Origin of the sequence: Bacillus pfraonensis, from assembly GCF_050768835.1 — a bacterium.
GTDB lineage: Bacteria > Bacillota > Bacilli > Bacillales > Bacillaceae_G > Bacillus_A > Bacillus_A pfraonensis.
The window spans coordinates 236,716-262,092 of record NZ_JAHCDO010000003.1; the positions used below are offsets into that span (position 1 = coordinate 236,716).

A 25,377-nucleotide genomic window follows, 5' to 3' on the forward strand; every position below is an offset into this window, starting at 1 on the left:
ATTCCTTTCAGCACTTATGAAGAGACTTTTGTTGGAGTACTGTTAAAACTCTTGGGAAGCATAAATTTGTACAACAAAAAAAGAAGCATAAACCTGCATTTGATGCAAAGTTATGCTTCCTGTTATACAAAATAAAAAAACCACCAAATATGTATTGGTGGAGACGGTGGGAGTCGAACCCACGTCCAAAGATATTGGCACTTAAGCTTCTACGAGCATAGTCGATATATTGGCATTTCGCAAACTCTTCGGCCTATCGACAGGCTTCCAAGCTGCTAGTCTGATTGTTCTCTTCCTTCGCCCTCAGACGGCGAACTCCGGCGTAGTCCACTTAGTTTGAGTCCCTTACCCTACCACATGGACGATGGAGGGAGGAACCGCTAAGCTGTATTAAGCAGCTAAAGCGAAGTTGTTTTGTTGTTTGCCAGTTATTGGCTTTGACGTTTTAACGAGGCCGATCCCCTCGACTCGCAACTTAAGCTCAAACTACCCCTGTCGAATCCGTAACGTCCCCATATAAGAAATGGAGCATACGAAGTATATTCGTGATAGCTACTTAATGAGCTGTTTTTCAATGTTCACTGGCCTTACATGAATTATTATATCATACGTTCGACATTTTACAAATGTAAATTTCTGTATTACATTTTTTGACGATCACGGAATGCGCGAGCAATTTCACGTTTCGCTTCTTTTTCTTTTAAATCATGACGCTTATCATATTGCTTCTTACCTCGAGCTAAACCAAGTGCCATTTTCGCAAATCCATTTTTTAAATAGATTTTAACTGGAACAAGTGTATAACCTGTTTCTTTTGAATAACCGATTAACTTCTGAATTTCTTTTTTATGAAGAAGTAATTTTCTTGTGCGAAGCGGATCATGATTGAAACGGTTCCCTTGTTCATACGGACTAATGTGCATATTATGTACCCAAACTTCACCGTTATGTACACGAGCGAAAGCATCCTTTAAGTTAACGCGCCCAGCACGAATTGACTTAATTTCCGTTCCTTGAAGGACAAGCCCTGCTTCGTATGTTTCGTCGATGAAATAATCATGAAATGCTTTTTTATTTTGTGCAATAACCTTACCGCTACCTTTTGGCATTATCTGTCCCTCCTCTATTTGTACTATTTTAACAAAAGTTACGAAAAAGTGGAAGTGGCTTCACTTATATACTAAGCGAAGCCACCCCTCTCTTACTTACGCTTTTTCTTTTTCTTCTTAAATCCTGGAACATTTTCAAAGAATGGCTTTTTCTTTTTACCATTACCATCTTTTTGTCCTGGACGACCGGATGCTCCTTTTCCGCGACCACCACGCTCGTTATTACGTTCGCCACGACCACCGCGTTCGTGCTTACGGCCGTTACCACGTTCCTCACCACGTCCACTCCGTCTCTTTCTACCGCCTTTTGGCTGATCAATCACAACTGGACGATCTTTAAACTTACGTCTTGGCGTTCCCTTCATACCGACGATTTCAAAGTCAATTGCACGTTCATCTTTGTTTACGTTAATAACGCGAATTGTAATTTCATCACCGATGCGGAAGACGTTACCTGTACGCTCACCAATCATCGCAAAGTGCTGTTCATCATAACGGTAATAGTCATCCGTTAAATAGCTAACGTGAACAAGACCTTCAATTGTATTCGGAAGCTCTACGAATAAACCAAAGTTGGTTACAGAGCTAATCATGCCATCGTACTCTTCACCAATCTTATCAAGCATATACTCTGCTTTTTTCAGTTCATCTGTTTCGCGTTCTGCTTCAACAGCACGACGTTCCATGTTAGAAGAATGCTCTGCGATATCTGGTAACTTTTCACGCCATTTCGCTTGTGTTTCATTATCGATTTTACCGTTAATAATGTATTCGCGAATTAATCGATGAACAATCGTATCTGGATAACGACGAATTGGCGATGTGAAATGCGTATAGAATTCTGTTGATAACCCGAAGTGTCCTAGGCTATCTGCATCGTAACGAGCTTGTTTCATGGAACGAAGCATAACGGTTGAAATCACGACTTCTTCAGGTTGGCCTTGTACCATTTCAAGAATTTGTTGCAACGCACGAGGATGCACTTCATTCGCACGTCCTTTTACCGCATAACCGAAGTTTGTGACAAACTCAAAGAAACGCTCTAATTTGTCTTCTTTCGGATCTTCATGGACACGGTACATAAATGGTACGTTCATCCAGTGGAAATGTTCCGCTACTGTTTCATTGGCAACAAGCATGAACTCTTCAATTAGCTTTTCTGATACAGAACGATCACGCATGACAACATCTGTTGGTTTACCTTCTTCATCAACTAGTACTTTTGCTTCTTTAAAGTCGAAGTCAATTGCACCGCGTCTCATACGTTTTTCACGTAAAATTTGTGCTAACTGAGCCATTTCTTTAAACATAGGTACAAGTTGTTCATAACGCTTCATTAACTCTTCGTCTTCATCTTCTAAAATGCTTCTTACATCCGCGTATGTCATACGTTCTGTTGTTTTAATGACACTTTGGAAAATTTCGTGGCTAACAACATCACCAAGATTGTTAATTTCCATTTCACAAGAAAGTGTAAGACGGTCTACTTTTGGATTTAATGAACAAATACCGTTTGATAAACGATGTGGAATCATCGGAATTACACGGTCCACCAGATACACACTCGTTGCTCTCTCCGCTGCTTCCACATCAATTGGAGATCCTTCATGAACGTAATGACTAACATCCGCGATATGAACACCAAGTTTATAATTACCGTTCTCAAGCTTCGTTACAGTTACTGCATCATCCAAATCTTTTGCATCTGCACCGTCAATTGTAACAATCATTTGATCACGAAGGTCACGACGATCTTTTAAATCTTCTTCTGAAATCGTTTCTGGTACACTGTTTGCGTGTTCCATTACATCCTCTGGGAAAGCTAACGGTAAATGGTGTTTATGAATAACAGATAAGATATCTACACCTGGGTCATTTTTATGACCTAAAATTTGAATGACCTCACCTTCCGCACTTAAACGATCTTGCGGATAGCTTGTAATTTTCACAACAACTTTATGCCCTTCTACCGCACCCATAGATGCACTTTTCGGGATAAAAATATCACTTGTCCAGCGTTTATTATCTGGAATGACAAACCCGAAGTTTTTGGACTCTGTATATGTACCAACTAGTTCCTTCGTGCCACGCTCTACAATGCGAATAATTGTACCTTCTTGGCGTGATCCACTAGATTGTGAACTAATACGAGCTAATACTGTATCACCATGAAGTGCACCATTTAGTTCTGTAGGCGGAATGAAAATGTCGTCGTCCCCTATCTTCTTCTCTTCTGGGACAACAAAAGCAAACCCACGTGCATGCCCAATTAACTTACCGCGCACTAAATTCATCTTTTCTGGAAGGCCATAACGATTGCTGCGTGTACGAACAACAAGTCCCTTTTCTTCCATCATAACTAGCGCCTTTACAAAATCTTTAAAGCCAGCGGAATCTACAATACCAAATGCCTCTTCTAATTCTTGTATCGTTAGCGGTTTATACGCTTCTTCTTTCATAAATAATAACAACTTATCAACATGTTCTTGAATGATTTCTTCCAAGCAAAAATACCTCCTTTAAACCCTCATATTATTTAGTGTATCCGAAATACACACTATGTATAAAGTGAAACTTCTATAAACACTCGGTTTTTACCATTTATTCTGCTGCTTATGTGCAATAAAATTCTCATCTTAAAAGTTTATTTCTATATAAATACGTTTTGATTTAACGACATCTGAGTCGTAGCTTTGCAATCAAAAGAAGATTCCCACTCGTTTTCTCCTTTTGTCCTCATATGACATGGGGCTAAAATAAGCTCTGAGCGCTTCTAGCCACGGGCGGATCCTCTCTTCCACCTAAAAAGAATGCTTTTATATCTCTATTCCAATTTATATATATTTTGACTTTTAAGCACCTACTTCACGGCCTCGAAAACTAAAGAAGACCTTCTCTCATTTTCTCCTGCTGTTCTCACATGACATGGGGCTAAAATAGGTACTGACCGCTTCTGGCCAAGGGCGGATCCTCTCTCCCACCCTAAAAAGAGTGGTTTTTAAATGCTTTCAACACCCCATGAAAAAAAGAGGCAACTAGATCTTACCAATCTAGTTGCTCCAAGAAGTTATATACATCTTCGTGTAGCTCATCACGTTGTTTATCAAGCGTAATGACATGCGTAGAGTCTTCATACCACTTAATTTCTTTTAACGTGGATTCTACACCGTTATAGATAATGTTTGCACTATCTGTATTAATCATTTCATCATGGCGTGCTTGTACAACAAATGTTGGTGCATAAATCATATCCACATTGTTACGTACGTCACGAATTAAGTCTTGTAATGCTTTTAATGTATTCATTGGTGTCTGTTTAAATTCAAACATTTCTTTTTCAATTTGTTCTGGTGATTTTTGCTCACGCTTTTTATATTCGCGTGCATATGCCAATATACCTTGGTACATAATTTCTTCGCTCTTAATGTACATTGGCGCACACATTGGAACAACACCTAAAATCGGTAATGTATAAGAAAGTTTTAATGAGAACACACCGCCAAGTGATAATCCAACAGCTGCAATTTTCTCATATCCTAGATCTTTCAAGTGTTGATAAGCAGCCATAACATCTTTCCACCAATCTTCAGGACCTGTATGAACAAGTTGTTCTGGTGGTACACCATGACCTTTATAAATTGGGGCGTGGCAAGTATAGCCTTTTTTCTCTAAAAAACGCCCGAGCATACGTACATCAGCTGAATTCCCTGTGAATCCATGTAGTAATAAAACAGCACGGTCTCCACCTTCAAATGTAAATGGTTTCGGAGATGCTAATTTCATCATCTTCTTCTCCTCTTTCTCTTCTGTAATCTAGTCGCATTGTTTCTATCCTTAGTTTACCATAGTTCCATTTCCATAATCTAATTAGAAACTTTTTTCGAATAGTGGAATACAAATGAGCACAAAAAAAGAAGAACCATTAGCGCGAATCCGCTAACGCTTCTCCTCTTTTCATATCTTGTAAAAGCAAAGCCTTTTCTTATAAATTTAAGTACGTAACCCCAATTGTTAGTGCGAAGAATAATACAGCTAAAACAACTGTAATACGGCTTAATACAGCTTCAATTCCGCGTGCTTTTTGTTTACCAAATAACTGTTCTGCACCGCCTGAAATAGCACCTGAAAGGCCTGAGCTATTGCTAGACTGCATAAGTACTAAAACAATCATCAAAATCGATACAATAATAAGTAAAACTGATAATAACGTATGCACCTGGCGTACCTCCTACATAGATTCAGTTAGTTTAAATGTTAGCATAAATTCTATAGAAAAGCGAGAGCTGTTCCTATCACTCTCGCTTTCATCTATTACATAAACATAGTTGCAAATAACGGTCCAAGCAAACAAGTTAAAATCGCTGTTAATGTCATTGTTACCGATCCAATAACACCTTCATGTTCATTGTTTTTCATCGCTCTCATTACACCCATAATATGAGATGCACATCCAAAACCGATTCCTTTACCAACAGAGTTTGTAACGCGGCTCCATTTTAATAGAATTGGACCTGTAATTGTCCCCGTAATCCCAGCTACAACAACGAATGCTGCTGTTAATGATGGAACACCGCCAACTTGCTCTGATACACTCATTGCAACTGGCATTGTTACTGATTTTGGTAAAGAAGATAAAATTAAACTTTTATCTGTTCCCATAAGCGATGCAATAACGAAGTCACTTGCAATCGCCACTGTTGTTCCGACTAGTACACCACCAGCAATTGGTACAACATACTTTTGCAATACGTGACGCTGTTTATAAAGTGGAATGGCAAATGCTACAACACCTGGTCCAAGCAGTTTGGAAATCCAGCCGCCACCACTTTGCATATACTCTTGATATGGTATATCCAGCACAAGTAATAAAACAATCATTAATGCTGTTGCTACAAGCATTGGAATGGTAAATGGTGTTGGTAATACTTTATAAATCTTTTTAGATAATTGATATAATAACAATGTAAGAATAACCCAACCAATTCCGATTAATATTTGGCTCATCGCGTTTCTTTTTCCTTTCTATTCGCAAGATATTGTCCTGTATGTCCTGCGACAATAATAATTAAAAATGTACTCGCTACAACAGTAATGAAAAGAGAAATTCCTTTACTCATAAAAAAAGCACCGTAATTCATTAAACCAATTGTCGGTGGAATCAATAAAAACGGCATAATAGCAACGAGTGTTTCTGCTCCTAAATCAAACCATTTCACAGGAAGAACCTTAAGGCTTAGTAAAACAAGTAGGAGAAACATCCCAATCAAACTTCCTGGAATTGGAATATCCAACATTTCTTGCACCCATGTCCCAATCATGTAAAACACGTAAAGAGCTGCAACTTGGACAATAATCTTTGTAAACTTCATGTTCATCATCCCTCATGTTTATACGATCTTCACTTTATATCCTTATCATAGTATAAATTGTAAAAACCTGCAATTTATCAACTTGACAACGAAAATGACATATGTTATACGCTTACACCCTTGATATGACTGTATTTCCAGGCGAAATTTACGTCAAAAACATTGACCTAACATGAAAAGTTTATATTTTCTGAATTTTTATGTTGTTATTTCAATAAAATAAGTCTTCTGTCAGAAAGATGCCAAGCTTACTTCTTGCGAATAGAATCCATTTAAATGGATTCTATTCGTTCTGAAATGACATATATTTACTCATAGCCTCCAAAATGCTTTCAACTGCACAACATGTATTGCCTATATAAATAGGCAATACATGTCTATAAAACGTCATTCTCATTTTATTAAAAGCTACGGGTGGTGAACATATGACCAAAAAGATTTTGGTTTTTGCTGATCCTGGTATCGATGATACAATCGCTCTCATACTCGCATACTTTGCAGATGAAATCGAAATCGTTGGCATTGTTGCAGATTATGGAAATGTCCCCCAAAAAATGGCGGTGGAAAATACCTTATTCCTTCAAGATAAAGTAGGAGATACGAATATTAAAATATTTGGTGGTGCTACAAGACCTCTTACTAGTGGAAATCCCGATTTCTTCACAGATGTACATGGCATACATGGATTAGGTCCCATTATACCGGAGGAATCTCTTACAAATGGACAAATGGAGAATTTTCTTGAGGTTATCAATTTGATTAATAACTATAAAGATGAATTAATTATTGTTAGTATAGGACGTTTAACTTCACTTGCACTTCTAATTATTTTGTACGGAAGCTTGATGAAACAAATTAAATCTTACTATATAATGGGTGGTGCCTTTTTACATCCAGGAAATGTAACACCTGTATCTGAAGCAAACTTTTATGGTGATCCTGTCGCTGCCAATATTGTATTACAATCCATTCCTAACATGTCTATATACCCACTGAACGTTACACAATACTCTATCGTTACACCTGAAATGGCTGAATATATTGATGCAAAAGGAAAAGCACCTCTCATTAAACCTCTATTCGATCATTACTATTATGGGTATTATCAAAAAGCATTGCCACAATTAAAAGGTTGTCCTTTTCATGACACGATGCCTATTATGGCACTCCTTAATGATTCAATGTTTACCTATTATGAATCACCAGTTTACGTTATGAGTGAACAGTTCGCTCGTGGACAAAGTGTCGCCGATTTCCGCTCATTGTCCAATTCTAAACCCTTCATCAACAGACCTAAACAGCAAATTGCAATCGACTTTGATTACAACCAGTTCTTTAAACACTTTATGTCGATTATGACAGATGAACCATTTTAATAAAAAAACAGACCGTGATTTCTCACGGTCTGTCTTTATTTTCTACAATTATTTTTTTAGGTTGTAGAAAGATTTTAAACCATCGTAAACAGCGATTTCGCCTAGTTCGTCTTCGATGCGTAATAATTGGTTGTACTTAGCAATACGGTCAGTACGGCTCATAGAACCAGTTTTGATTTGGCCAGCGTTAGTTGCAACTGCGATGTCAGCGATTGTAGCATCTTCAGTTTCACCAGAACGGTGAGATACAACTGCTGTGTAACCAGCACGTTTAGCCATTTCGATTGCTTCGAAAGTCTCAGTTAAAGTACCGATTTGGTTAACTTTAATTAAGATTGAGTTAGAGATACCTTTTTCGATACCTTCAGCAAGTTTTTGAGTGTTCGTTACGAATAAGTCGTCACCAACTAATTGAACTTTGCTGCCAAGACGCTCAGTTAATAATTTGTGGCCATCCCAGTCGTTTTCATCTAAACCATCTTCAATAGAGATGATTGGGAAGTCTTTGCAAAGCTCTTCATAGAAATCAACCATTTCTGCAGAAGTTAAGCCAGTGCGGCCTTCGCCTGCAAGGTCATATTTACCAGTTTCTTTGTTGTAGAACTCAGAAGAAGCAACGTCCATTCCTAAGAATACGTTCTCGCCAGCTTTGTAACCAGCTTTTTCGATTGCTTCGATAATTACTTCTAATGCTTCGCGGTTAGAACCAAGGTTTGGAGCGAATCCACCTTCGTCACCTACTGCAGTGTTAAGACCTTTATCATGTAATACAGCTTTTAATGCATGGAATACTTCAGCACCCATACGGATTGATTCTTTGAATGTTGGAGCACCAACTGGTAAGATCATGAACTCTTGGAAGTCAACGTTGTTATCAGCGTGAGAACCACCGTTGATGATGTTCATCATTGGAGTTGGTAATTGTTTTGCATTGAATCCACCAAGGTAACGGTATAATGGAAGACCTACGAAATCAGCTGCTGCGTGAGCTACTGCCATAGATACACCAAGGATAGCGTTAGCGCCTAATTTACCTTTGTTTGGAGTACCATCTAATTCGATCATAGCGTTGTCGATACCAGCTTGGTCAGTTACGTCGAAACCAACGATTTCTGGAGCGATAATTTCGTTAACGTTGTTTACTGCATTAACAACACCTTTACCAAGGTAACGAGATTTGTCACCGTCACGTAATTCTACTGCTTCGTGCTCACCAGTAGATGCACCACTTGGTACGATAGCGCGTCCGAATGCGCCGCTTTCTGTGTAAACTTCTACTTCTACAGTTGGGTTACCACGAGAATCAAGGACTTCGCGAGCATAAACATCAATAATTGTTGACATAATATTTTCTCTCCTTTTATATATACAATTTAATTATTTAATAATTGTTTTACCTGTCATTTCTTTCGGTTGTTCAACACCAAGAAGTGTAAGCATTGTTGGAGCGATATCTCCTAAGATGCCACCTTCACGTAATTCAACATCATTTTTCGTAACGATGAAAGGAACCGGGTTCGTTGTATGAGCTGTCATTGGCTGTCCGTCTGAAGTTAATTCTTCATCAGCATTACCATGGTCAGCAGTAATAAGTGCTACACCATCTTTTGCAAGAATCGCTTCTACAACTTTTCCTAAACATTCGTCAGTTGCTTCTACTGCTTTAATTGTTGGTTCCATCATCCCAGAATGGCCAACCATATCACAGTTTGCAAAGTTAAGAATGATCACATCATGTTTATCATTTTCGATTTCATTTACTAAAGCGTCGGTTACTTCGTAAATGCTCATTTCAGGTTTCAAGTCATACGTTGCAACCTTCGGTGAGTTAATTAAGATACGCTCTTCTCCTGGGAATTCAGCCTCACGACCACCGCTAAAGAAGAATGTAACGTGCGGATACTTTTCAGTTTCCGCGATGCGAAGTTGTTTTAATCCCGCTTGCGCAACAACTTCACCTAATGTGTTATCAAGGTTCATTGGCTTGAATGCCACGTAACCATCTACTGTTTCACTAAAGTGTGTCATACATACGAATTCTGGAATGCGAGGTACTTTTTCACCACGATCGAACTCGCGGAAGTCTTCGTTTGTAAATACACGTGCAATTTGAATTGCGCGGTCTGGACGGAAGTTATAGAAGATAACTGCATCATCATCATTGATTGTTGCAACTGGCGTTTCATCTTCATTAACAATTACAGATGGCAATACGAATTCATCATAGATACCATTTGCATAAGAGTCCTCTACGCACTCATATGCTGATTTGTAAGTAGGTCCTTCGCCATTCACCATAGCACGGTAACATTTTTCTACGCGATCCCAACGCTTGTCACGGTCCATGGAGTAATAACGACCGGAGATAGTCGCGAATTGTCCTACGCCTGTTTCTTTAATTACTTCATTTGTTGCATCGATATAACCTTTTGCTGTTTGCGGTCCAACATCGCGGCCATCTAAGAATGCATGGATGTATACTTTCTCCACGCCTTCTTTTGCTGCTAAGCGAAGAAGTGCAAACATATGGTTCATGTGACTGTGCACACCACCGTCAGAAAGTAAACCGAATAAATGAAGAGCAGTACCTTTTTCTTTTACGCTTTTAATTGCATTTTGGAAAGTTTCATTCTTATCGAACTCACCTTCACGAATTGCAACGTTCACACGTGTTAAGCTTTGATATACTACGCGGCCAGCACCGATATTTAAGTGACCAACCTCAGAGTTACCCATTTGACCTTCTGGAAGACCTACCGCTTCACCACATGCTGTTAGCGTTGTGTGAGGAAACTTGTTCCAGTAACCGTCGAAATTAGGTTTCTTAGCTTGTGCTACAGCATTCCCGTAAGTTTCTTCACGTAGTCCGAAACCATCAAGAATGATTAAAGCTGTTGGCTTTCTCATTTTACCGCCTCCAGAAGACCTAAGAAGGAAGCAGGCTCTAAGCTAGCACCGCCAACTAAAGCGCCGTCGATGTCAGATTGTGCCATGTATTCTTTAATGTTTTCTGGTTTTACGCTACCGCCGTATTGAATACGAACAGCTTCTGCAGCCGCTGGAGAAACAGCTTCTGCAACAACTTTACGGATGTGAGCACATACTTCGTTTGCATCTGCAGAAGAAGAAGATTTACCTGTACCGATTGCCCAAATTGGCTCATAAGCGATAACAGCCTGTTTCACTTGTTCTTCTGTTAAGCCTGCAAGTGCTTTAGTCACTTGACCTGCTACTAGATCAAATGTTTTTCCGCTTTCGCGCTCTTCTAAAGTTTCACCACAGCAAACGATTGGTGTTAAGCCATGTTCAAATGCTGCAATAGTCTTTTTGTTTACTGTTTCGTCTGTTTCAGCAAACATTTCACGACGCTCAGAGTGGCCAAGTACTACGTAGCTCACTTTTAAGTCGCTAAGTGCTACTGGGCTAATTTCGCCAGTGAATGCACCATTTTTTTCGAAGTGCATGTTTTGTGCACCTACTTTTAAGTCAGTTCCTTCAGCCTTCGCTACTAAGCGCTCTAAGAAAAGAGCTGGAGAGCAAACTACTGCATCAACAGCTGTTGCTGCTGGGATTTGACCTTTTACTTCTTCTACGAAGCTAACTGCTTCAGATAGAGTTTTATTCATTTTCCAGTTACCTGCGATAATTGGTTTACGCATGCTTTGCACCGTCCTTTTTCTTTGGCTGCTACTTATTTGTCGTTAAGACAAACTACACCTGGAAGTTCTTTACCTTCCATGAATTCTAATGACGCACCGCCGCCAGTAGAAATGTGGCTCATTTTATCAGCCATACCGAATTTTTCAACAGCTGCTGCAGAGTCACCACCGCCGATAACAGAGTATGTACCTTCTGCATCTGCTAATGCTTGTCCTACTGCTTTTGTACCTTGAGAGAATGGAGTCATTTCAAATACACCCATTGGTCCGTTCCATACAACAAGCTTAGAGTTTTTAATTACATCAGCATAAATTTCACGTGTTTTTGGTCCGATGTCCACACCTTCCCAGTTTGAAGGGATAGAGTCGATATCAACAATTTTAGTTGTTGCAGTTTCAGAGAATTCTTCTGTAATTACAACATCAACTGGCATGTAGAAGTTTACGCCTTTTTCTTTTGCAAGTGCCATAAACTCTTTTGCTAGTTCAATCTTGTCATCTTCACATAGAGATAGACCAATTTCATGACCTAAAGCTTTAACGAATGTGTAAGCAAGGCCTCCACCGATGATTAAGTTATCTACTTTGTCTAATAGATGACGAATTACACCGATTTTATCTTTTACTTTCGCACCACCGATGATTGCTGTGAATGGACGATCTGGATTAGAAAGTGCTTTTCCTAATACTTCTAATTCTTTTTCCATTAAGAAACCTGATACTGCTGGTAGGTAATCCGCAATACCTGCTGTAGAAGCGTGAGCACGGTGAGCTGCACCGAATGCATCGTTTACGAATAGATCAGCAAGAGCTGCAAATTCTTTCGCAAGTTCTGCATCGTTCTTTTCTTCGCCCGCATAGAAACGTACGTTTTCAAGAACTAATACGTCGCCTTCGTTCATTGCTGCAACCATTTCTTGTACAGATGGTCCGAATGCTTCGTCTGCTTTTTTCACGTCTTTACCAAGAAGCTCGCCTAAACGTGCTGCTACTGGAGTAAGACGCATTTCTTCTACTACTTGGCCTTTTGGACGGCCTAAGTGGCTTGCTAAAATAACTTTCGCACCTTGCTCTACTAAATATTGAATTGTAGGAAGAGCTGCACGAATACGAGTCTCGTCTGTAATTTTGCCTTCTTTCATAGGCACGTTGAAGTCAACGCGGCAAAATACACGTTTACCCTTTAAATCTACGTCACGAATTGATTTTTTGTTCATTGGATTTCCCTCCGACTAGTTAGGATTGACAAAACCCATTCAAAAGCTTATCACATTTGCTCCTAAAACGAAAGAAGAGAGAGGGAACAAACCCTCTCCCTCGTTTTGTCATTGATAACTTATAAACTTAAGAATTAAAGACCTTTAGAAGTCATGTATGCAGCTAAGTCTACTACACGGTTAGAGTAACCAGTTTCGTTGTCGTACCAAGAAAGTACTTTAACCATGTTACCTTCCATTACCATTGTAGATAATGCATCGATTGTAGAAGAAGCTGTGCATCCGTTATAGTCGATAGATACTAATGGCTCTTCGCTGTATCCAAGGATACCTTTTAATTCGCCTTCAGCAGCTGCTTTGAATGCTGCGTTTACTTCTTCAACTGTTACTTCTTTGTCAAGTTCAACAACTAAGTCAACAAGAGAAACGTTAGCAGTTGGAACACGTACTGCGCCACCGTTTAATTTACCTTTAAGTTCTGGTAATACTAATGCTACAGCTTTAGCTGCACCAGTAGATGTTGGGATCATGTTTTCAGCTGCTGCACGAGCACGACGTAAATCTTTGTGTGGTAAGTCTAAGATTTGTTGGTCGTTAGTGTAAGAGTGAATTGTTGTCATCATTCCGCGTTTTACACCGAATTTTTCGTTTAATACTTTAGCGAATGGAGCTAAGCAGTTTGTAGTACAAGAAGCGTTAGATACTACGTTGTGGCTAGCTGCATCGTATTGTTCGTGGTTAACACCCATAACTACAGTGATGTCTTCGTCAGAAGCTGGAGCAGAGATGATAACTTTTTTAACTGATCCACCTAAGTGTTTTTCAGCGTCTGCTTTTTTAGTGAAACGTCCAGTAGATTCTACTACGATTTCTACTCCGTAGTCGCTCCATGGTAATTGAGCTGGGTCACGCTCAGCGATAACTTTGATTTCTTTACCGTTAACAACGATGCTGCTTTCGTTAGCAGATACTTCTGCATTTAAAGTTCCGTGAACTGTGTCATATTTTAAAAGGTGAGCTAAAGTTTTAGCGTCTGTTAAGTCGTTGATTGCTACTACTTCTACCTCTGGGTTGTTAAGAGCTGCGCGGAATACGTTACGTCCGATACGTCCAAATCCATTAATACCAATTTTAGTCATTTGAATTTCCTCCTTGGGGGATTATATTAAAGGGTAATACCCTTTGTTAACTGTTTTGCTGCACCTTCGTCTGTAATTAGAATCGAAGTGTGCCCTTGTTTAATTACAGCCTGTATTGCTTTTGCTTTTGAAGAACCTCCAGCGACTGCAACAACGTTAGATACATTTTGTAAATCTTTTAGTTGCATGCCAACCGTTTGTACTTTATGAACGACATTACCTTGTTCATTGAAGTAATAACCGAAAGCTTCGCCGACTGCTTCACTTGCTTTAATTTTCATCCAATCTGCTTCTGAAGTATTTCTGCGACGTGCCATTGTTAACGCATCACCTATTCCATGAATGACGATATTGGAAGATCGAATCAACTCAAGAACTTCTTTCACGGAAGGCTCTGTCACAATGGACGCATATGCTTCGCTACTAACATGGTCTGGAACATATAATAAGCGATAATTGCTCATCGTATTCTGTGCCATTTTCGCACAAATGGTATTGGCCTCTAATTCGACGCCTTCTCCAATTCCACCACGCGCTGGGACAAACAGCATATGTAAATCTTTGCAATCTAGTTGCATCATGTCCGCAACGGCAGCTAGCGTTGTTCCTCCAGCCACAGCAACGATATTATTCGCTGTCAGACGGTCTTTTATACAAGTAACACAAGCACGGCCCATCTCCAATTTGACCCAAGGTGATTCATCACTATCACCAGGGACAACGAAAACTTCATCCAAGTCTAATGTTTCCTTAAGCTGTTTTTCTAAAACCTTTAACCCGGAAATTTCTTTCATAAAGTCTTCCAAAGCAAGAACCACAGTTGTTCCTTCTTCTGTTAAAGTCATTCCAGAAGAGGCGACGTGAACTAAGTTTTGTTCTTTCAAAACTTGCACTTCACTTCGCAATACTCGTTCTGTCATACCAAGACTTGCGGATAAGTTTCTTCTTCCAATCGGCTGCATAAGACGAATGTGCTGAAGAATTTGCATTCTTGTTTGCATAACAGGTAGCAGATCAGGTAATAATTTTTTTGTATTTTGAATCCATGAGCGCATATCTTTTCTCCTCACTGCATCGGTTCATTTTCCCCTGTGGTCATTTTATGTCCCGTAGTGACATTTTGTGTCCCACTAGGTTTAAAAAAATAATCCCTGCTACGTGTATTATTGTAACAGGAGATAGAAACTTATTCAACTCTTAACTGCATTCTTTATATAGTTTATTATGACATCTTTGTGAATGACACCGCACAATGCCTGTTTTCCGTCAATTTCCACAACGGGAATCATAATTTGATACTTTTCTAAAAGCTCATCATCTTCATATATATCTATTTCCTCAATTTCAAAGGAATATTCATGTTGCACTTCTTTCAAAAGCTGTTTTGCTTTTTCGCAAAGACCACAGTCCGTTTTCGTATATAAAACAACTTTCATCTTCTTCACCTATCCAATTGTTTTTCTTAAAGAAGAAGCAGGAACGTTCATTTGCTCTCGATATTTCGCAACCGTTCTTCGTGAAATAACGATTTCATGCTCTTCTTCTAACAATTTCGAAATTTTTTGATCTGAAAGTGGCTTTTTCTTATTTTCTTGCTCTACAAGCGTCTGAATCAATTGTTTGACACGCTTTGTAGAAATCGCCTCATCTTCTGTTGTAACCACTGCGTTACTAAAAAATGACTTCATTTCAAACAAACCATGTGGCGTTTGCACATATTTATTACGTGTAGCACGACTAATAGTAGATTCATGTACGCCAAGTTCCTCTGCTACCTCTTTTAAAGAAAGTGGCTTTAAATACTCAGGACCTCTCCAAAAGAAATCACGTTGCTTCTTCATTATAATTTCCATTACTTGCAGAAGTGTTTGTTTTCGTTGCTTTAAGCTGCGCATAATCCATTGTACATGCTGGTACTTCTCAGATACATAGGTAGCAACTTCACTCTCACTATTATGAAGAAGCGCACTATACTCCGAATGAATTTCAATTCTCGGCATGTTACGTTCATTCATTTGCAGTACAAGCCGATCGCCTTCTTTTTTCACAGCCATATCAGGAACAATATAATGCGGCTTCTCAGAAGAAAACGCAAGCCCTGGTTTTGGCTGAAGCGATGTAATACAATCAACTGCTGACTGTAATTCCTCATTACTACATTTCATAAGATGAGCAAGCTTTCGCCAATCTTTCTTAACAAAATACGTAAAATATTCATCCACGATCATTTCTGAGAATGCATCTCTCTTTTGTAAGCGCTTCAATTGAAGTGATAGACACTCCTGAATATTACGCGCTCCCACCCCTGCTGGCTCTAATGACTGAACGAGCTCCATAGAGCGTTCTACTACATCAATAGGTGCGGTTAGTAACTCTGCTAATTCTTCATTCGTTTCTTGTAAATAACCATTTTCATCCATGTTCATAATGATGAAAGAAGCTGTTTTTCGCTGTTCTTCATCTATTTTATAATACTGTAATTGATCTAATAAATGTTGCTGAATCGACGTAGAATCTACACTGTAAATCTCCATTTGGTTATCGACTTGTTTGCTTGTACTTTTACTTTTGCTTGAACTCTTTTTCTTTTCCCGCTCAAAGCCATTTAACTCAATAAGGGGATTCTCCATCGATTGCTCATACAAAAACTCCGATAATTCCTGCACATTATATTGGAGCATTGTAATCGCTTGTCTTAACTCTTGTGTCATGGCCAAACGTAAGCTTTGTTCTTGTAAAAGACTTGCCTTCAATCTAATCTCCCCCTTGTTTCTATTGTACAATAAGTTTCCTAAAAGGAGAATCCTATGCAGATACCCTTTCCAAAATATTATTAATTTATATGTATTAATGACGTTTCCATCTTACAACCGCAAATTGAATAATATTGAAAGAAAATATTATAAATACAAATTAAAGAACTGATATAAAACCTTCCTTTTTGGGGTGGAAGAGAGCATCCAATCATGCGTAGATGCGGTTAGGGCCTTTTTTAACCCTATGCTAAGTGAAGAGAGTATCTCTTTTTGTTTTCATAGCAGTGACTTATACGTTTGAAAATCAAAATAACTACATAGAAAATTTATTACCTCATACCAATACTAACTCTTATAAGTAGATATAACAAGATAAAATCGCTTTTGACGAGATAATCATGGTGTATATGGTCAAACAGTTGATATGGTGTGCCGGATCACCTATATATCTTGGTAAGCGCTCAATAAAAAAAGTCCTAACCTACAAATGTAAGTTAGGACTTTTTGACGCGCCCAGAGGGATTCGAACCCCCGACAGACGTGGTACCGGAAACCACCGCTCTATCCAACTGAGCTATGGGCGCATGAATAATATACTGGTAATTATATCTTCTTATGTCCATGTGCGCAACTACTATTATACAAAAAAGGGCCTACGCCATTTCTTCAAAACTAACGCACAAACCCTAAATTTGGAAATCATATTTTCACCCCTATTCACAAATCATAACCTTTGAATTCATATTCCATAAGGAGGCTTCATTCGATGACTGTAATTACAAAATTAAAACAAACTGTCGCTGGGTTAAAAAGTGCACAAGCAAGCTTAGAGGGGTTCGCTCTTGATACGGACAACCAACAAGCGAAGCAACTTTTTCAAACAGCTGCGCAGCAAACACAATCCGTTATTGATACTTTAAATCCACGTGTAGAAGAAGTTCAGCAAGAAGAGCCTCAATACGGACAACAATAAGTGCAGGTACTGTTTAATCTTATAGTACTCACTGTTTGAGAAACAGAAAAAGGATGATTCCATATCATCCTTTTTCACTCGAATTACATAAAGCAATAGAAATGGAATGATTGCAATGCGAAAATTCAGCACAATTACCGTGTTATTTATACTCTTACTAGGCTCAACAACAGGATGTAATCATGCTTTAGATAAAGAAGTAAAACAAGAAACTCATAAGAAAACAAAGAAAAAAGAAGAACCGCAGTTAACGAAGGTAAGTATGGAAGAATCTTTTAATCAATCTATATCACATGACGCAAAAAAAAGGGTACTTGCCATGGAAGAAATACTAGAAGCTAGAGCTGCTAACTCTAACACAGATCTTTACGTAGCTGTTAAACCTGAGCATCATGAACGGCTTCAGTTAAGACCATTAAAGTCAAAAATCAAAAAGAAATTAAAAAAAGAGAACCCTACTTTCAATGTCTATGTCAGTACGGATCGAAAGATTTTCATCCTATTAGATAAACTGGAAAACCAAATTAAGAAAAAAGAAGCCGATAAAGAATACATTATAAAGAAATTAAAGACAGTTCACACAGAAATGAACTCTGATACTTAATTGTACGTTCTTTAAAGGAAAAGGAAGGATTCACATGCCAAGTAAAGATAAAGACTTAACACCAGTACAACAAGAATATAAAAAATTTGAACAACAACGTGAACCGAAAAGGCCTGTTTTAAAAAATTGCATAAAAGCTTTTTTTGTAGGTGGTTTTATTTGTTTAATCGGTCAACTTATCTCCACCTTTTATATTACCTATTTTGATTTTAGTGAAAGGTCAGCGGGAAATCCTACAGTAGCAACACTAATTTTTATTTCTATGTTGCTTACGGGCTTTGGTGTATATGACCGCCTCGCACAATTTGGAGGTGCTGGTACAGCGGTACCTGTTACTGGATTTGGAAATTCTGTTATATCCGCTTGTATTGAACATAAAACAGAAGGCTTTGTCCTTGGAGTAGGTGGCAACATGTTTAAATTGGCGGGGTCCGTTATTTTATTTGGTGTATTCGCCGCTTTTGTTATCGGTCTTATTAAAACCATCCTTATCCAATTGGGAGGGCTGTAAATGCTACAAGGACACCGAACATGGGTATTTGAAAATAAACCGGTCATCATCTCAACAGGGGTTATTGGAGGTCCATTTGAAGCAAAGGGAAAAATTCCCGAAGACTTTGATGCCCTTCATGAAGACTTATGGCTTGGGCAAGATTCTTATGAAAAAGCACATAAAGTTCTGTTTGAAGAAGCTTGTAATCGTGCAACCGAAAAAGCAAAGCTCCGCAAAGAAGATATTCAGTTCATTTTAGCAGGTGATCTTATCAACCAAATCACTCCCTCTAGCTTTGCTTGCCGTACGCTCGGTGCTCCTTATATTGGATTATTTGGCGCTTGTTCTACTTCTATGGAAGGCCTTGCTCTTGGGGCAAGTATTGTAAATGCAAGAGGTGCAAAATATTTATTAACAGGAGCATCCAGTCACAATACCGCTGTTGAAAAACAATTTCGCTATCCTACTGAATATGGCGGACAAAAACCCCCTACTGCTCAATGGACCGTCACAGGAGCTGGTGCCGCTCTTTTGAGCGATCAAGGAGAAGGACCACGTGTTACATCAGCGACAATTGGTCGAGTTGTCGATATGGGTTTAACCGATCCCTTTAACATGGGAGGTGCGATGGCTCCTGCTGCCGTCGATACAATCGAAGCTCATTTACGCGAAAGACAAATTGATGCATCCTACTATGACTTAATCGTTACAGGCGATCTCGGTCATGTCGGACGGGAAATTGCTTATGATTTACTGCATAAGCACGGGACGAAAGTAACAAGCGAACAGTTTCAAGATTGCGGATTACTCATTTATAGAGAAGGTCAGCCTGTAATAGCAGGAGCGAGTGGTCCAGGTTGTTCAGCGACCGTCGTATACGGGCATTTATTGAACAGAATGAAAAAAGGAGAATTCAAAAAAATACTTGTAGTGGCTACTGGAGCACTGCTATCTCCACTGACATTCCAACAGCAAGAAACTATCCCGTGCATTGCTCATGCCGTATCGATTGAAACTGGAGGTGCGCAATAGATGATCTATTTTTGGGCTTTTGTAATCGGTGGAATGATTTGTGTAATTGGACAACTTATGTTTGATGTCGGTAAGCTCACACCCGCTCACACAATGGCAACGCTCGTTGTTGCTGGTGCGATACTAGATGGATTCGGTCTGTACGAGCCTTTAATTGATTTTGCAGGAGCTGGTGCAACAGTTCCGATTACAAGTTTCGGAAACGCCCTTGTTCATGGAGCCATGGCTGAAGCAGCAAAACATGGTATTGTCGGGGTTATAACCGGAATGTTTAAAGTAACAAGTGCTGGTATATCTGCAGCTATTATCTTCGGATTTATCGGAGCATTACTATTTAAACCAAAAGGATAAGAGGTGTTTGTATGACTGTTGTTGCTAGTGTAAAAACATGTCTCGCTAGTTTAAAAAGTGCACAAGCAAGTTTAAGCACACTTTCACAAAACGCTGCTGAAGAAGAAGCAAAACAAGTCTTCCATGAATGTATGATGGAAATGGACAGTGTAATCGCTGACCTTAAAAGTAGAATTTCCGTATTAGAAAGAGAAGAACCACAATATAAAGGATTTTAGCTGAACGGGAGGGAATAACCATGCCTCATGTACCAGAATGGCTGCTTGTCATTATACGCTCCTTAGTTATTTTAGTTATTTTATTTTCAATGACAAAATTGCTTGGAAAAAGGCAAATTTCACAGCTTTCATTTTTCGAATATGTTGCAGGTCTGACAATCGGAAACATCGCCGCTGAAATTACATCAGGACTCGAGCGCAACTTTTGGCACGGTGTTTCTAGTATGCTTGTTTTTTCTCTTGTTCCATTTTTCGCGGGTATGGCTGCTTTAAAAAACAAGCGGCTCAGAAATTTCATTGAAGGAAAAGCCACTATTTTTATAAAAGACGGGAAAGTTCTTGAAGATAATTTAAAGAAAGAAAATTATACAATCGATGAGCTACTAGAACTTCTTAGAAAGAAAAATGCGTTTAGCATAGCAGATGTTGAATATGCTGTATTGGAGTCGGGCGGTGAATTAAATGTCTTGTTAAAAAGAGATAAACAGCCTCTTACCCCAAAAGATATCGGCTTACAAATAGCACCTGCAAAAGAAACACAAACGGTAATTATGGATGGAAACGTACTAGATGAACCACTTTCAGCTAGTGGTCATAATCGTGCTTGGCTTCACGCCGAGTTAGAGAAACTTGGCGTGGTGATAGAAAATGTCTTTATCGGGCAAGTCGATTCTTACGGACAACTTACTGTCGATATATATGATGATAAACTTCAAATGCCATCCCCTCAGGATAGACCATTATTGTTGGCTTCTCTAAAAAAATGTCAAGCTGATCTTGAATTATTCTCATTAGAAACAAAATCGAAATCGGCAAGTCAAATGTATAGCAAAAACGCAAAACAAGTTCAACATATTTTAAATAGAGTAACTTATCTCCTAAAAGAATAATACACAAAAGAACGCTTCTACAGAAAAGGCGTTCTTTTGTTTTTTGCGAATCACATACTTCTCCTATTACGTTTAAATTTATATAATTCGGTTATGATGTTGAAAGACACATAAGCAGGGAATTTCAAAAACATAGCGAATAAATCATGGTACAACTACATATTTTTTTGATTTAAAGTGGTTTTGTTTGACCTATATTGACCATAATTGTATTATAAGACTAAGAAAGCTTTCAAAGGAGGAAATAACAGATGAATTTAATTCCTACAGTAATTGAACAAACAAATCGTGGAGAACGCGCTTACGATATTTACTCTCGCCTATTAAAAGACCGCATCATTATGCTTGGTAGCGCAATTGATGACAACGTAGCAAACTCAATCGTTTCCCAGCTTTTATTCTTGGAATCTCAAGATCCAGAAAAAGATATTCATTTATACATTAACAGCCCTGGTGGTTCTATCACAGCAGGTATGGCAATCTACGATACAATGCAGTTTATTAAACCAAACGTATCAACAATTTGTATCGGTATGGCAGCATCTATGGGTGCTTTCCTACTTGCAGCAGGTGAAAAAGGAAAACGTTTCGCACTTCCAAACAGTGAAGTAATGATTCACCAACCACTTGGCGGAGCACAAGGTCAAGCAACTGAAATCGAAATCGCTGCAAAACGTATCCTATTCTTACGTGAAAAACTAAACCAAATTCTTGCTGATCGCACAGGACAACCATTAGAAGTACTACAACGCGACACAGACCGCGACAACTTCATGACAGCAGAAAAAGCACTAGAATACGGCTTAATCGATAAAATCTTTACAAATCGTTAATATACTTTAAAGCGAAAGCGGCTCGCTCAGAATGGGAGGGGGATGGAGCTTCTGACAAAGAGGTGCTTTTTACCTCGGCGGAAGAAGCGAAGCCACCGACCATTCTAGCCGCTGGAGCTGGATACAACTAAAAGCGAAAGCGGCTCGTTTAGAACTGCTCCAAAAAAGGCTATCGCCCATGCGATAGCCTTTCTTATTGACCACTTCTCAAAATATATCAGCGTTTTTTCCAATATACCTGCTTCTCATGATATATCGGCGCAAATTGAAATATATCGGCAATTCGACACAACATATCGACCATTCGACGAGATTACCTCTCCCCCACCCTCTCCATACCCATTATTGAATACAGAAAAAGTGACAAACCTGTTAAAAGAACAAACGTGTGATTTGGCTCACAATTTCATTCCAATCTTTATGTTACAGTGTAATTGATAATTCATATCAATTGTTTCGAGGTGAGAATGATGACAAAACAAATTAATTTTCATCATACTGTTTATGATTTAACGAATCAATATCCTGAAATTATTCCCATTTTAAAGAACCTTGGATTTGAAAATATAACAAAACCTAATATGCTGCAAACAGCCGGCCGTATAATGACTATCCCGAAAGGCTGCCGAATGAAAGGTATTTCATTAGACGGAGTAAAAGAAGCTTTTCAAAATAATGGATTTCACATTAATGAGTAGAGGAGAATCCTTATGAGTGAAATGATTAATAACCGTGAACAAGAAAATATAAATAACTCTGAACGACAAACAATCTTAAAGACTATTATTAAAGATCTTCATAACGGAAAAAACATTGAAGATGTAACAGCTCAGTTTCAAGAAGCAATTGGAAATATTACCGTAGCAGAAATTTCAAAGCTCGAGCAGGCACTTATGGAGGAAGAAGGCATTCCAGTTGAAGAAGTACAACGCTTATGCTCCGTTCATACAGCTGTTTTTAAGGGATCCATTGAAGAAATTCATCAATCTAATAAACAAGAAGAGCAACCAGGTCATCCCATTCATACATTTAAACTGGAAAACAAAGAAATTGATTTACTTGTGAATTTCAAACTTCAACTTCACTATGAACGTTTTGAAAAAGAAGATAGCGAAGAAAACATTTATAAATTAATAGAAGACTTAAATTTATTACTAGATGTTGATAAACATTATAGCCGGAAAGAAAATCTACTTTTCCCTTATTTAGAGAAATACGGCATTTATGGACCTACCCAAGTTATGTGGGGCGTTGATGACAGAATTCGTGCTGCTATTAAAGAAGCAAAACAAAAATTAGTAAATTATAATCAAGATAAAAAATCAGTCTTAGACAGCGTTTCTTTCGTCACCCATGACGTAACTGAAATGATTTTTAAAGAAGAAAATATTTTATTTCCGATGGCCCTTCAAACTCTTACAGAAGATGAATGGCTAAAAATCGCTCATGAAAGTGATGAAATCGGCTACTGCTTAACAAGCCCTACAACTACATGGAAACCAGAAAGAATAGCGATGCAAGAAGAAACAATGTCAGAAGGATTTATTCGTTTTGAAACAGGACTATTATCGTTACAACAACTAGAACTCGTATTAAATCACTTACCCGTTGATATTACATTTATCGATGAAAATGATGTTGTGCGTTACTTCTCTCATGGAAAAGAACGGATCTTCGCTCGCACGAAAGCTGTCATTGGTCGAACAGTGCAAAACTGTCATCCTCCCAAAAGCGTTCATGTCGTTGAAAAACTCTTAGAAGATTTCAAATCTGGAAAAAAAGATTGTGAAGATTTTTGGATTCAATTTCAAGATAAATATGTATATATTCGCTACTTCGCAGTGCGAAATGCAGATGGAAAATATATGGGGACCCTCGAATTTACGCAAAACATTCAACCGATCCGTGAACTTCAAGGAGAAAAACGGATTCTTTCATAATTTATCCCGTATTAACGGGCAGTAAGATCCCCACCTCAATATTCAGGGAAAAACGAGGAAGATAGGTGTAGGATAAAGCGAACCTTTAATCGACGATTGAATACAACACATCAATTACTCAAAAATATTCAACTGATTTATCCAATCAAAAAAGCTATCGCCCACGCGATAGCTTTTTACTGTTTATTTTGTACATATGCTGCCAGCGCTTCTAAAGCAGCTTCTGCATCTGAACCTTCTGTTATAATCGTTACGTTGCTACCAGATCCAATCGCTAAGCTCATAATCCCCATTATGCTCTTCGCATTGACTGTTTTTCCATCTTTCTCAATGAAAATATCAGCGTGAAAACGATTTGCCTCTTGTACAAACAACGCAGCCGGACGTGCTTGTAAGCCGTTTTTTAATGCAACCTCAACTTGTTTCTGAACCATAGCTCCCATTTCCCCTTTACCGTTATTTTTTTGCTACCGGTTCCCCCGCGCGTAATTTCTCTGCGATTTCATCGATTTTACGCAAGCGATGATTGATACCTGATTTACTTATTTTCCCCCCAGATACCATCTCGCCTAATTCTTTCAATGTTACATCTTGATAATTAATACGTAATTGTGCAATCTCTCTTAATTTATCTGGTAAAACATCGAGCCCAACCGTTTCATCAATGTAACGAATATTTTCAATTTGCCTTAAAGCGGCACCAATTGTTTTATTTAAATTGGCTGTTTCACAGTTCACCAATCGATTAACTGAATTACGCATATCACGAACAATACGAATATCCTCAAATCTTAACAATGCATTATGTGCACCGATAATGTTTAAAAACTCCGTAATTTTCTCCGCTTCTTTTAAATACGTAATGTACCCTTTACGCCTTTCCAGCGTCTTACTATTTAAATCAAATCCGTTCATCAGTTCACATATAGAATCATTATGTTCCTTGTATAACGAAAAGACCTCTAAATGATAAGATGATGTTTCTGGGTTATTTACTGAACCACCTGCTAAAAATGCACCTCTTAAATACGATCGTTTGCAGCATTTCTTTTCAATCAATTCCTGTGAGATATTGCGAATAAATGAAAAGTCTTCTCTAACAATATGCAAATCCGCTAATATTTCACGAGATTTCTCAACAAGCCGAACGATATATACATTATTTTTCTTCAGTCGCATTTTTTTACGAACAAGCAATTCTACCGTCACGTCATATCCCTTTTTCAGCAATGTGTAAATTCTTCTTGCGATTGCTGCATTTTCTGTTTGAATATCAATCGAAAGACGACGGTTTGAAAAAGAAAGTGATCCGTTCATTCGAAGCAATGCTGATAATTCTGCTTTCTCACAGCACTCCTTCATTTCAAGCTTCGTGAGCTCTTTCTTTGTTTCTGATGCAAATGACACAGCCCCACCTC

Annotated in this window: 27 protein-coding genes, 1 tRNA gene and 1 other RNA gene; 11 read left to right on the forward strand and 18 right to left on the reverse strand. The window is 38.5% G+C overall.

What is annotated here, in order from left to right:
- Positions 1-155: 155 nt before the first annotated feature.
- The 7 genes from ssrA to KFD70_RS03830 form a co-directional block, all read right to left on the reverse strand.
- Positions 156-514, reverse strand: a transfer-messenger RNA (tmRNA) gene (gene ssrA, locus KFD70_RS03800).
- Positions 515-641: 127 nt separating this feature from the next.
- Positions 642-1,109 carry an SsrA-binding protein gene (gene smpB / locus KFD70_RS03805; RefSeq protein ID WP_017153345.1) on the reverse strand — a complete coding sequence of 156 codons (468 nt, stop codon included), beginning with the start codon at positions 1,107-1,109 and terminating at the stop codon, positions 642-644.
- A gap of 92 nt (positions 1,110-1,201) precedes the next feature.
- Positions 1,202-3,613, reverse strand: coding sequence for a ribonuclease R (rnr, locus tag KFD70_RS03810; RefSeq protein WP_336451698.1), 2,412 nt, complete (start codon positions 3,611-3,613; stop codon positions 1,202-1,204).
- 538 nt (positions 3,614-4,151) lie between these two features.
- Positions 4,152-4,892, reverse strand: coding sequence for an alpha/beta hydrolase (locus tag KFD70_RS03815; RefSeq protein WP_336451697.1), 741 nt, complete (start codon positions 4,890-4,892; stop codon positions 4,152-4,154).
- Between the two features lie 199 nt (positions 4,893-5,091).
- Positions 5,092-5,325: a preprotein translocase subunit SecG gene (secG, locus tag KFD70_RS03820; protein ID WP_017153348.1), complete on the reverse strand. Its 234-nt coding sequence runs from the start codon at positions 5,323-5,325 to the stop codon at positions 5,092-5,094.
- A gap of 95 nt (positions 5,326-5,420) precedes the next feature.
- Positions 5,421-6,113, reverse strand: a complete 693-nt coding sequence (locus KFD70_RS03825) for an LrgB family protein (RefSeq protein WP_336451696.1) — start codon at positions 6,111-6,113, stop codon at positions 5,421-5,423.
- On the reverse strand, positions 6,110-6,478 hold the full coding sequence (locus tag KFD70_RS03830) for a CidA/LrgA family holin-like protein (protein ID WP_174100998.1): 369 nt from the start codon (positions 6,476-6,478) through the stop codon (positions 6,110-6,112). Before KFD70_RS03830 ends, KFD70_RS03825 begins: the two co-directional genes overlap by 4 nt.
- Before the next feature lie 425 nt (positions 6,479-6,903).
- Between KFD70_RS03830 and KFD70_RS03835 the strand changes: the two genes are divergently transcribed.
- Positions 6,904-7,854 (forward strand): nucleoside hydrolase, encoded by a 951-nt coding sequence (locus KFD70_RS03835; RefSeq protein ID WP_336451695.1) that lies wholly within the window; start codon positions 6,904-6,906, stop codon positions 7,852-7,854.
- 48 nt (positions 7,855-7,902) lie between these two features.
- Here the strand turns inward: KFD70_RS03835 and eno are convergent, their stop codons facing one another.
- The 9 genes from eno to KFD70_RS03880 form a co-directional block, all read right to left on the reverse strand.
- The gene (eno, locus tag KFD70_RS03840) at positions 7,903-9,198 is read right to left on the reverse strand and encodes a phosphopyruvate hydratase (RefSeq protein ID WP_336451694.1); all 1,296 of its coding nucleotides are present in this window, start codon (positions 9,196-9,198) and stop codon (positions 7,903-7,905) included.
- Positions 9,199-9,231: 33 nt separating this feature from the next.
- Positions 9,232-10,761, reverse strand: a complete 1,530-nt coding sequence (gene gpmI, locus KFD70_RS03845) for a 2,3-bisphosphoglycerate-independent phosphoglycerate mutase (RefSeq protein ID WP_336451693.1) — start codon at positions 10,759-10,761, stop codon at positions 9,232-9,234.
- A complete protein-coding gene (gene tpiA, locus KFD70_RS03850; RefSeq protein ID WP_336451692.1) occupies positions 10,758-11,513 on the reverse strand; it encodes a triose-phosphate isomerase in 756 nt (251 codons plus the stop codon). Before tpiA ends, gpmI begins: the two co-directional genes overlap by 4 nt.
- Before the next feature lie 32 nt (positions 11,514-11,545).
- Positions 11,546-12,730, reverse strand: coding sequence for a phosphoglycerate kinase (locus tag KFD70_RS03855; RefSeq protein WP_336451691.1), 1,185 nt, complete (start codon positions 12,728-12,730; stop codon positions 11,546-11,548).
- A 134-nt stretch (positions 12,731-12,864) separates the two neighbouring features.
- The gene (gene gap / locus KFD70_RS03860) at positions 12,865-13,869 is read right to left on the reverse strand and encodes a type I glyceraldehyde-3-phosphate dehydrogenase (RefSeq protein ID WP_000161231.1); all 1,005 of its coding nucleotides are present in this window, start codon (positions 13,867-13,869) and stop codon (positions 12,865-12,867) included.
- A gap of 26 nt (positions 13,870-13,895) precedes the next feature.
- On the reverse strand, positions 13,896-14,924 hold the full coding sequence (gene cggR, locus KFD70_RS03865) for a gapA transcriptional regulator CggR (RefSeq protein ID WP_336451690.1): 1,029 nt from the start codon (positions 14,922-14,924) through the stop codon (positions 13,896-13,898).
- 135 nt (positions 14,925-15,059) lie between these two features.
- The gene (locus tag KFD70_RS03870; protein ID WP_336451689.1) at positions 15,060-15,305 is read right to left on the reverse strand and encodes a glutaredoxin family protein; all 246 of its coding nucleotides are present in this window, start codon (positions 15,303-15,305) and stop codon (positions 15,060-15,062) included.
- Positions 15,306-15,314: 9 nt separating this feature from the next.
- A complete protein-coding gene (rpoN, locus tag KFD70_RS03875; protein ID WP_336451688.1) occupies positions 15,315-16,622 on the reverse strand; it encodes an RNA polymerase factor sigma-54 in 1,308 nt (435 codons plus the stop codon).
- Positions 16,623-17,133: 511 nt separating this feature from the next.
- Positions 17,134-17,209: transfer RNA gene (locus tag KFD70_RS03880), tRNA-Arg, on the reverse strand.
- Between the two features lie 182 nt (positions 17,210-17,391).
- Here KFD70_RS03880 and KFD70_RS03885 point away from each other — a divergent pair.
- The 10 genes from KFD70_RS03885 to KFD70_RS03930 all read left to right on the forward strand — a co-directional run bounded on the left by KFD70_RS03885 (position 17,392) and on the right by KFD70_RS03930 (position 23,959).
- The gene (locus KFD70_RS03885) at positions 17,392-17,598 is read left to right on the forward strand and encodes a DUF1657 domain-containing protein (RefSeq protein ID WP_174101008.1); all 207 of its coding nucleotides are present in this window, start codon (positions 17,392-17,394) and stop codon (positions 17,596-17,598) included.
- A gap of 115 nt (positions 17,599-17,713) precedes the next feature.
- On the forward strand, positions 17,714-18,202 hold the full coding sequence (locus KFD70_RS03890; RefSeq protein ID WP_336451687.1) for a YhcN/YlaJ family sporulation lipoprotein: 489 nt from the start codon (positions 17,714-17,716) through the stop codon (positions 18,200-18,202).
- A 34-nt stretch (positions 18,203-18,236) separates the two neighbouring features.
- Entirely contained in the window at positions 18,237-18,713 is a 477-nt protein-coding gene (spoVAC, locus tag KFD70_RS03895) for a stage V sporulation protein AC (protein ID WP_174101010.1), read from the forward strand.
- Positions 18,714-19,727 (forward strand): stage V sporulation protein AD, encoded by a 1,014-nt coding sequence (gene spoVAD / locus KFD70_RS03900; RefSeq protein WP_336451686.1) that lies wholly within the window; start codon positions 18,714-18,716, stop codon positions 19,725-19,727.
- Positions 19,728-20,078, forward strand: coding sequence for a stage V sporulation protein AE (spoVAE, locus tag KFD70_RS03905; RefSeq protein ID WP_336451685.1), 351 nt, complete (start codon positions 19,728-19,730; stop codon positions 20,076-20,078). It begins immediately after the preceding gene.
- 11 nt (positions 20,079-20,089) lie between these two features.
- On the forward strand, positions 20,090-20,296 hold the full coding sequence (locus KFD70_RS03910; protein WP_336451684.1) for a DUF1657 domain-containing protein: 207 nt from the start codon (positions 20,090-20,092) through the stop codon (positions 20,294-20,296).
- Between the two features lie 20 nt (positions 20,297-20,316).
- Positions 20,317-21,186 (forward strand): DUF421 domain-containing protein, encoded by an 870-nt coding sequence (locus KFD70_RS03915; RefSeq protein WP_336451683.1) that lies wholly within the window; start codon positions 20,317-20,319, stop codon positions 21,184-21,186.
- Positions 21,187-21,437: 251 nt separating this feature from the next.
- A complete protein-coding gene (gene clpP / locus KFD70_RS03920) occupies positions 21,438-22,019 on the forward strand; it encodes an ATP-dependent Clp endopeptidase proteolytic subunit ClpP (protein ID WP_174101014.1) in 582 nt (193 codons plus the stop codon).
- A 470-nt stretch (positions 22,020-22,489) separates the two neighbouring features.
- Positions 22,490-22,717, forward strand: coding sequence for a DUF1858 domain-containing protein (locus tag KFD70_RS03925; protein WP_336451682.1), 228 nt, complete (start codon positions 22,490-22,492; stop codon positions 22,715-22,717).
- 12 nt (positions 22,718-22,729) lie between these two features.
- Complete coding sequence (locus KFD70_RS03930) at positions 22,730-23,959, forward strand: DUF438 domain-containing protein (RefSeq protein WP_336451681.1); 1,230 nt, start codon at positions 22,730-22,732, stop codon at positions 23,957-23,959.
- Positions 23,960-24,135: 176 nt separating this feature from the next.
- Here the strand turns inward: KFD70_RS03930 and KFD70_RS03935 are convergent, their stop codons facing one another.
- Both KFD70_RS03935 and whiA read right to left on the reverse strand, forming a co-directional pair.
- Complete coding sequence (locus tag KFD70_RS03935) at positions 24,136-24,393, reverse strand: HPr family phosphocarrier protein (RefSeq protein WP_006096515.1); 258 nt, start codon at positions 24,391-24,393, stop codon at positions 24,136-24,138.
- 22 nt (positions 24,394-24,415) lie between these two features.
- The gene (whiA, locus tag KFD70_RS03940; protein WP_003201892.1) at positions 24,416-25,366 is read right to left on the reverse strand and encodes a DNA-binding protein WhiA; all 951 of its coding nucleotides are present in this window, start codon (positions 25,364-25,366) and stop codon (positions 24,416-24,418) included.
- Positions 25,367-25,377 lie beyond the last annotated feature (11 nt).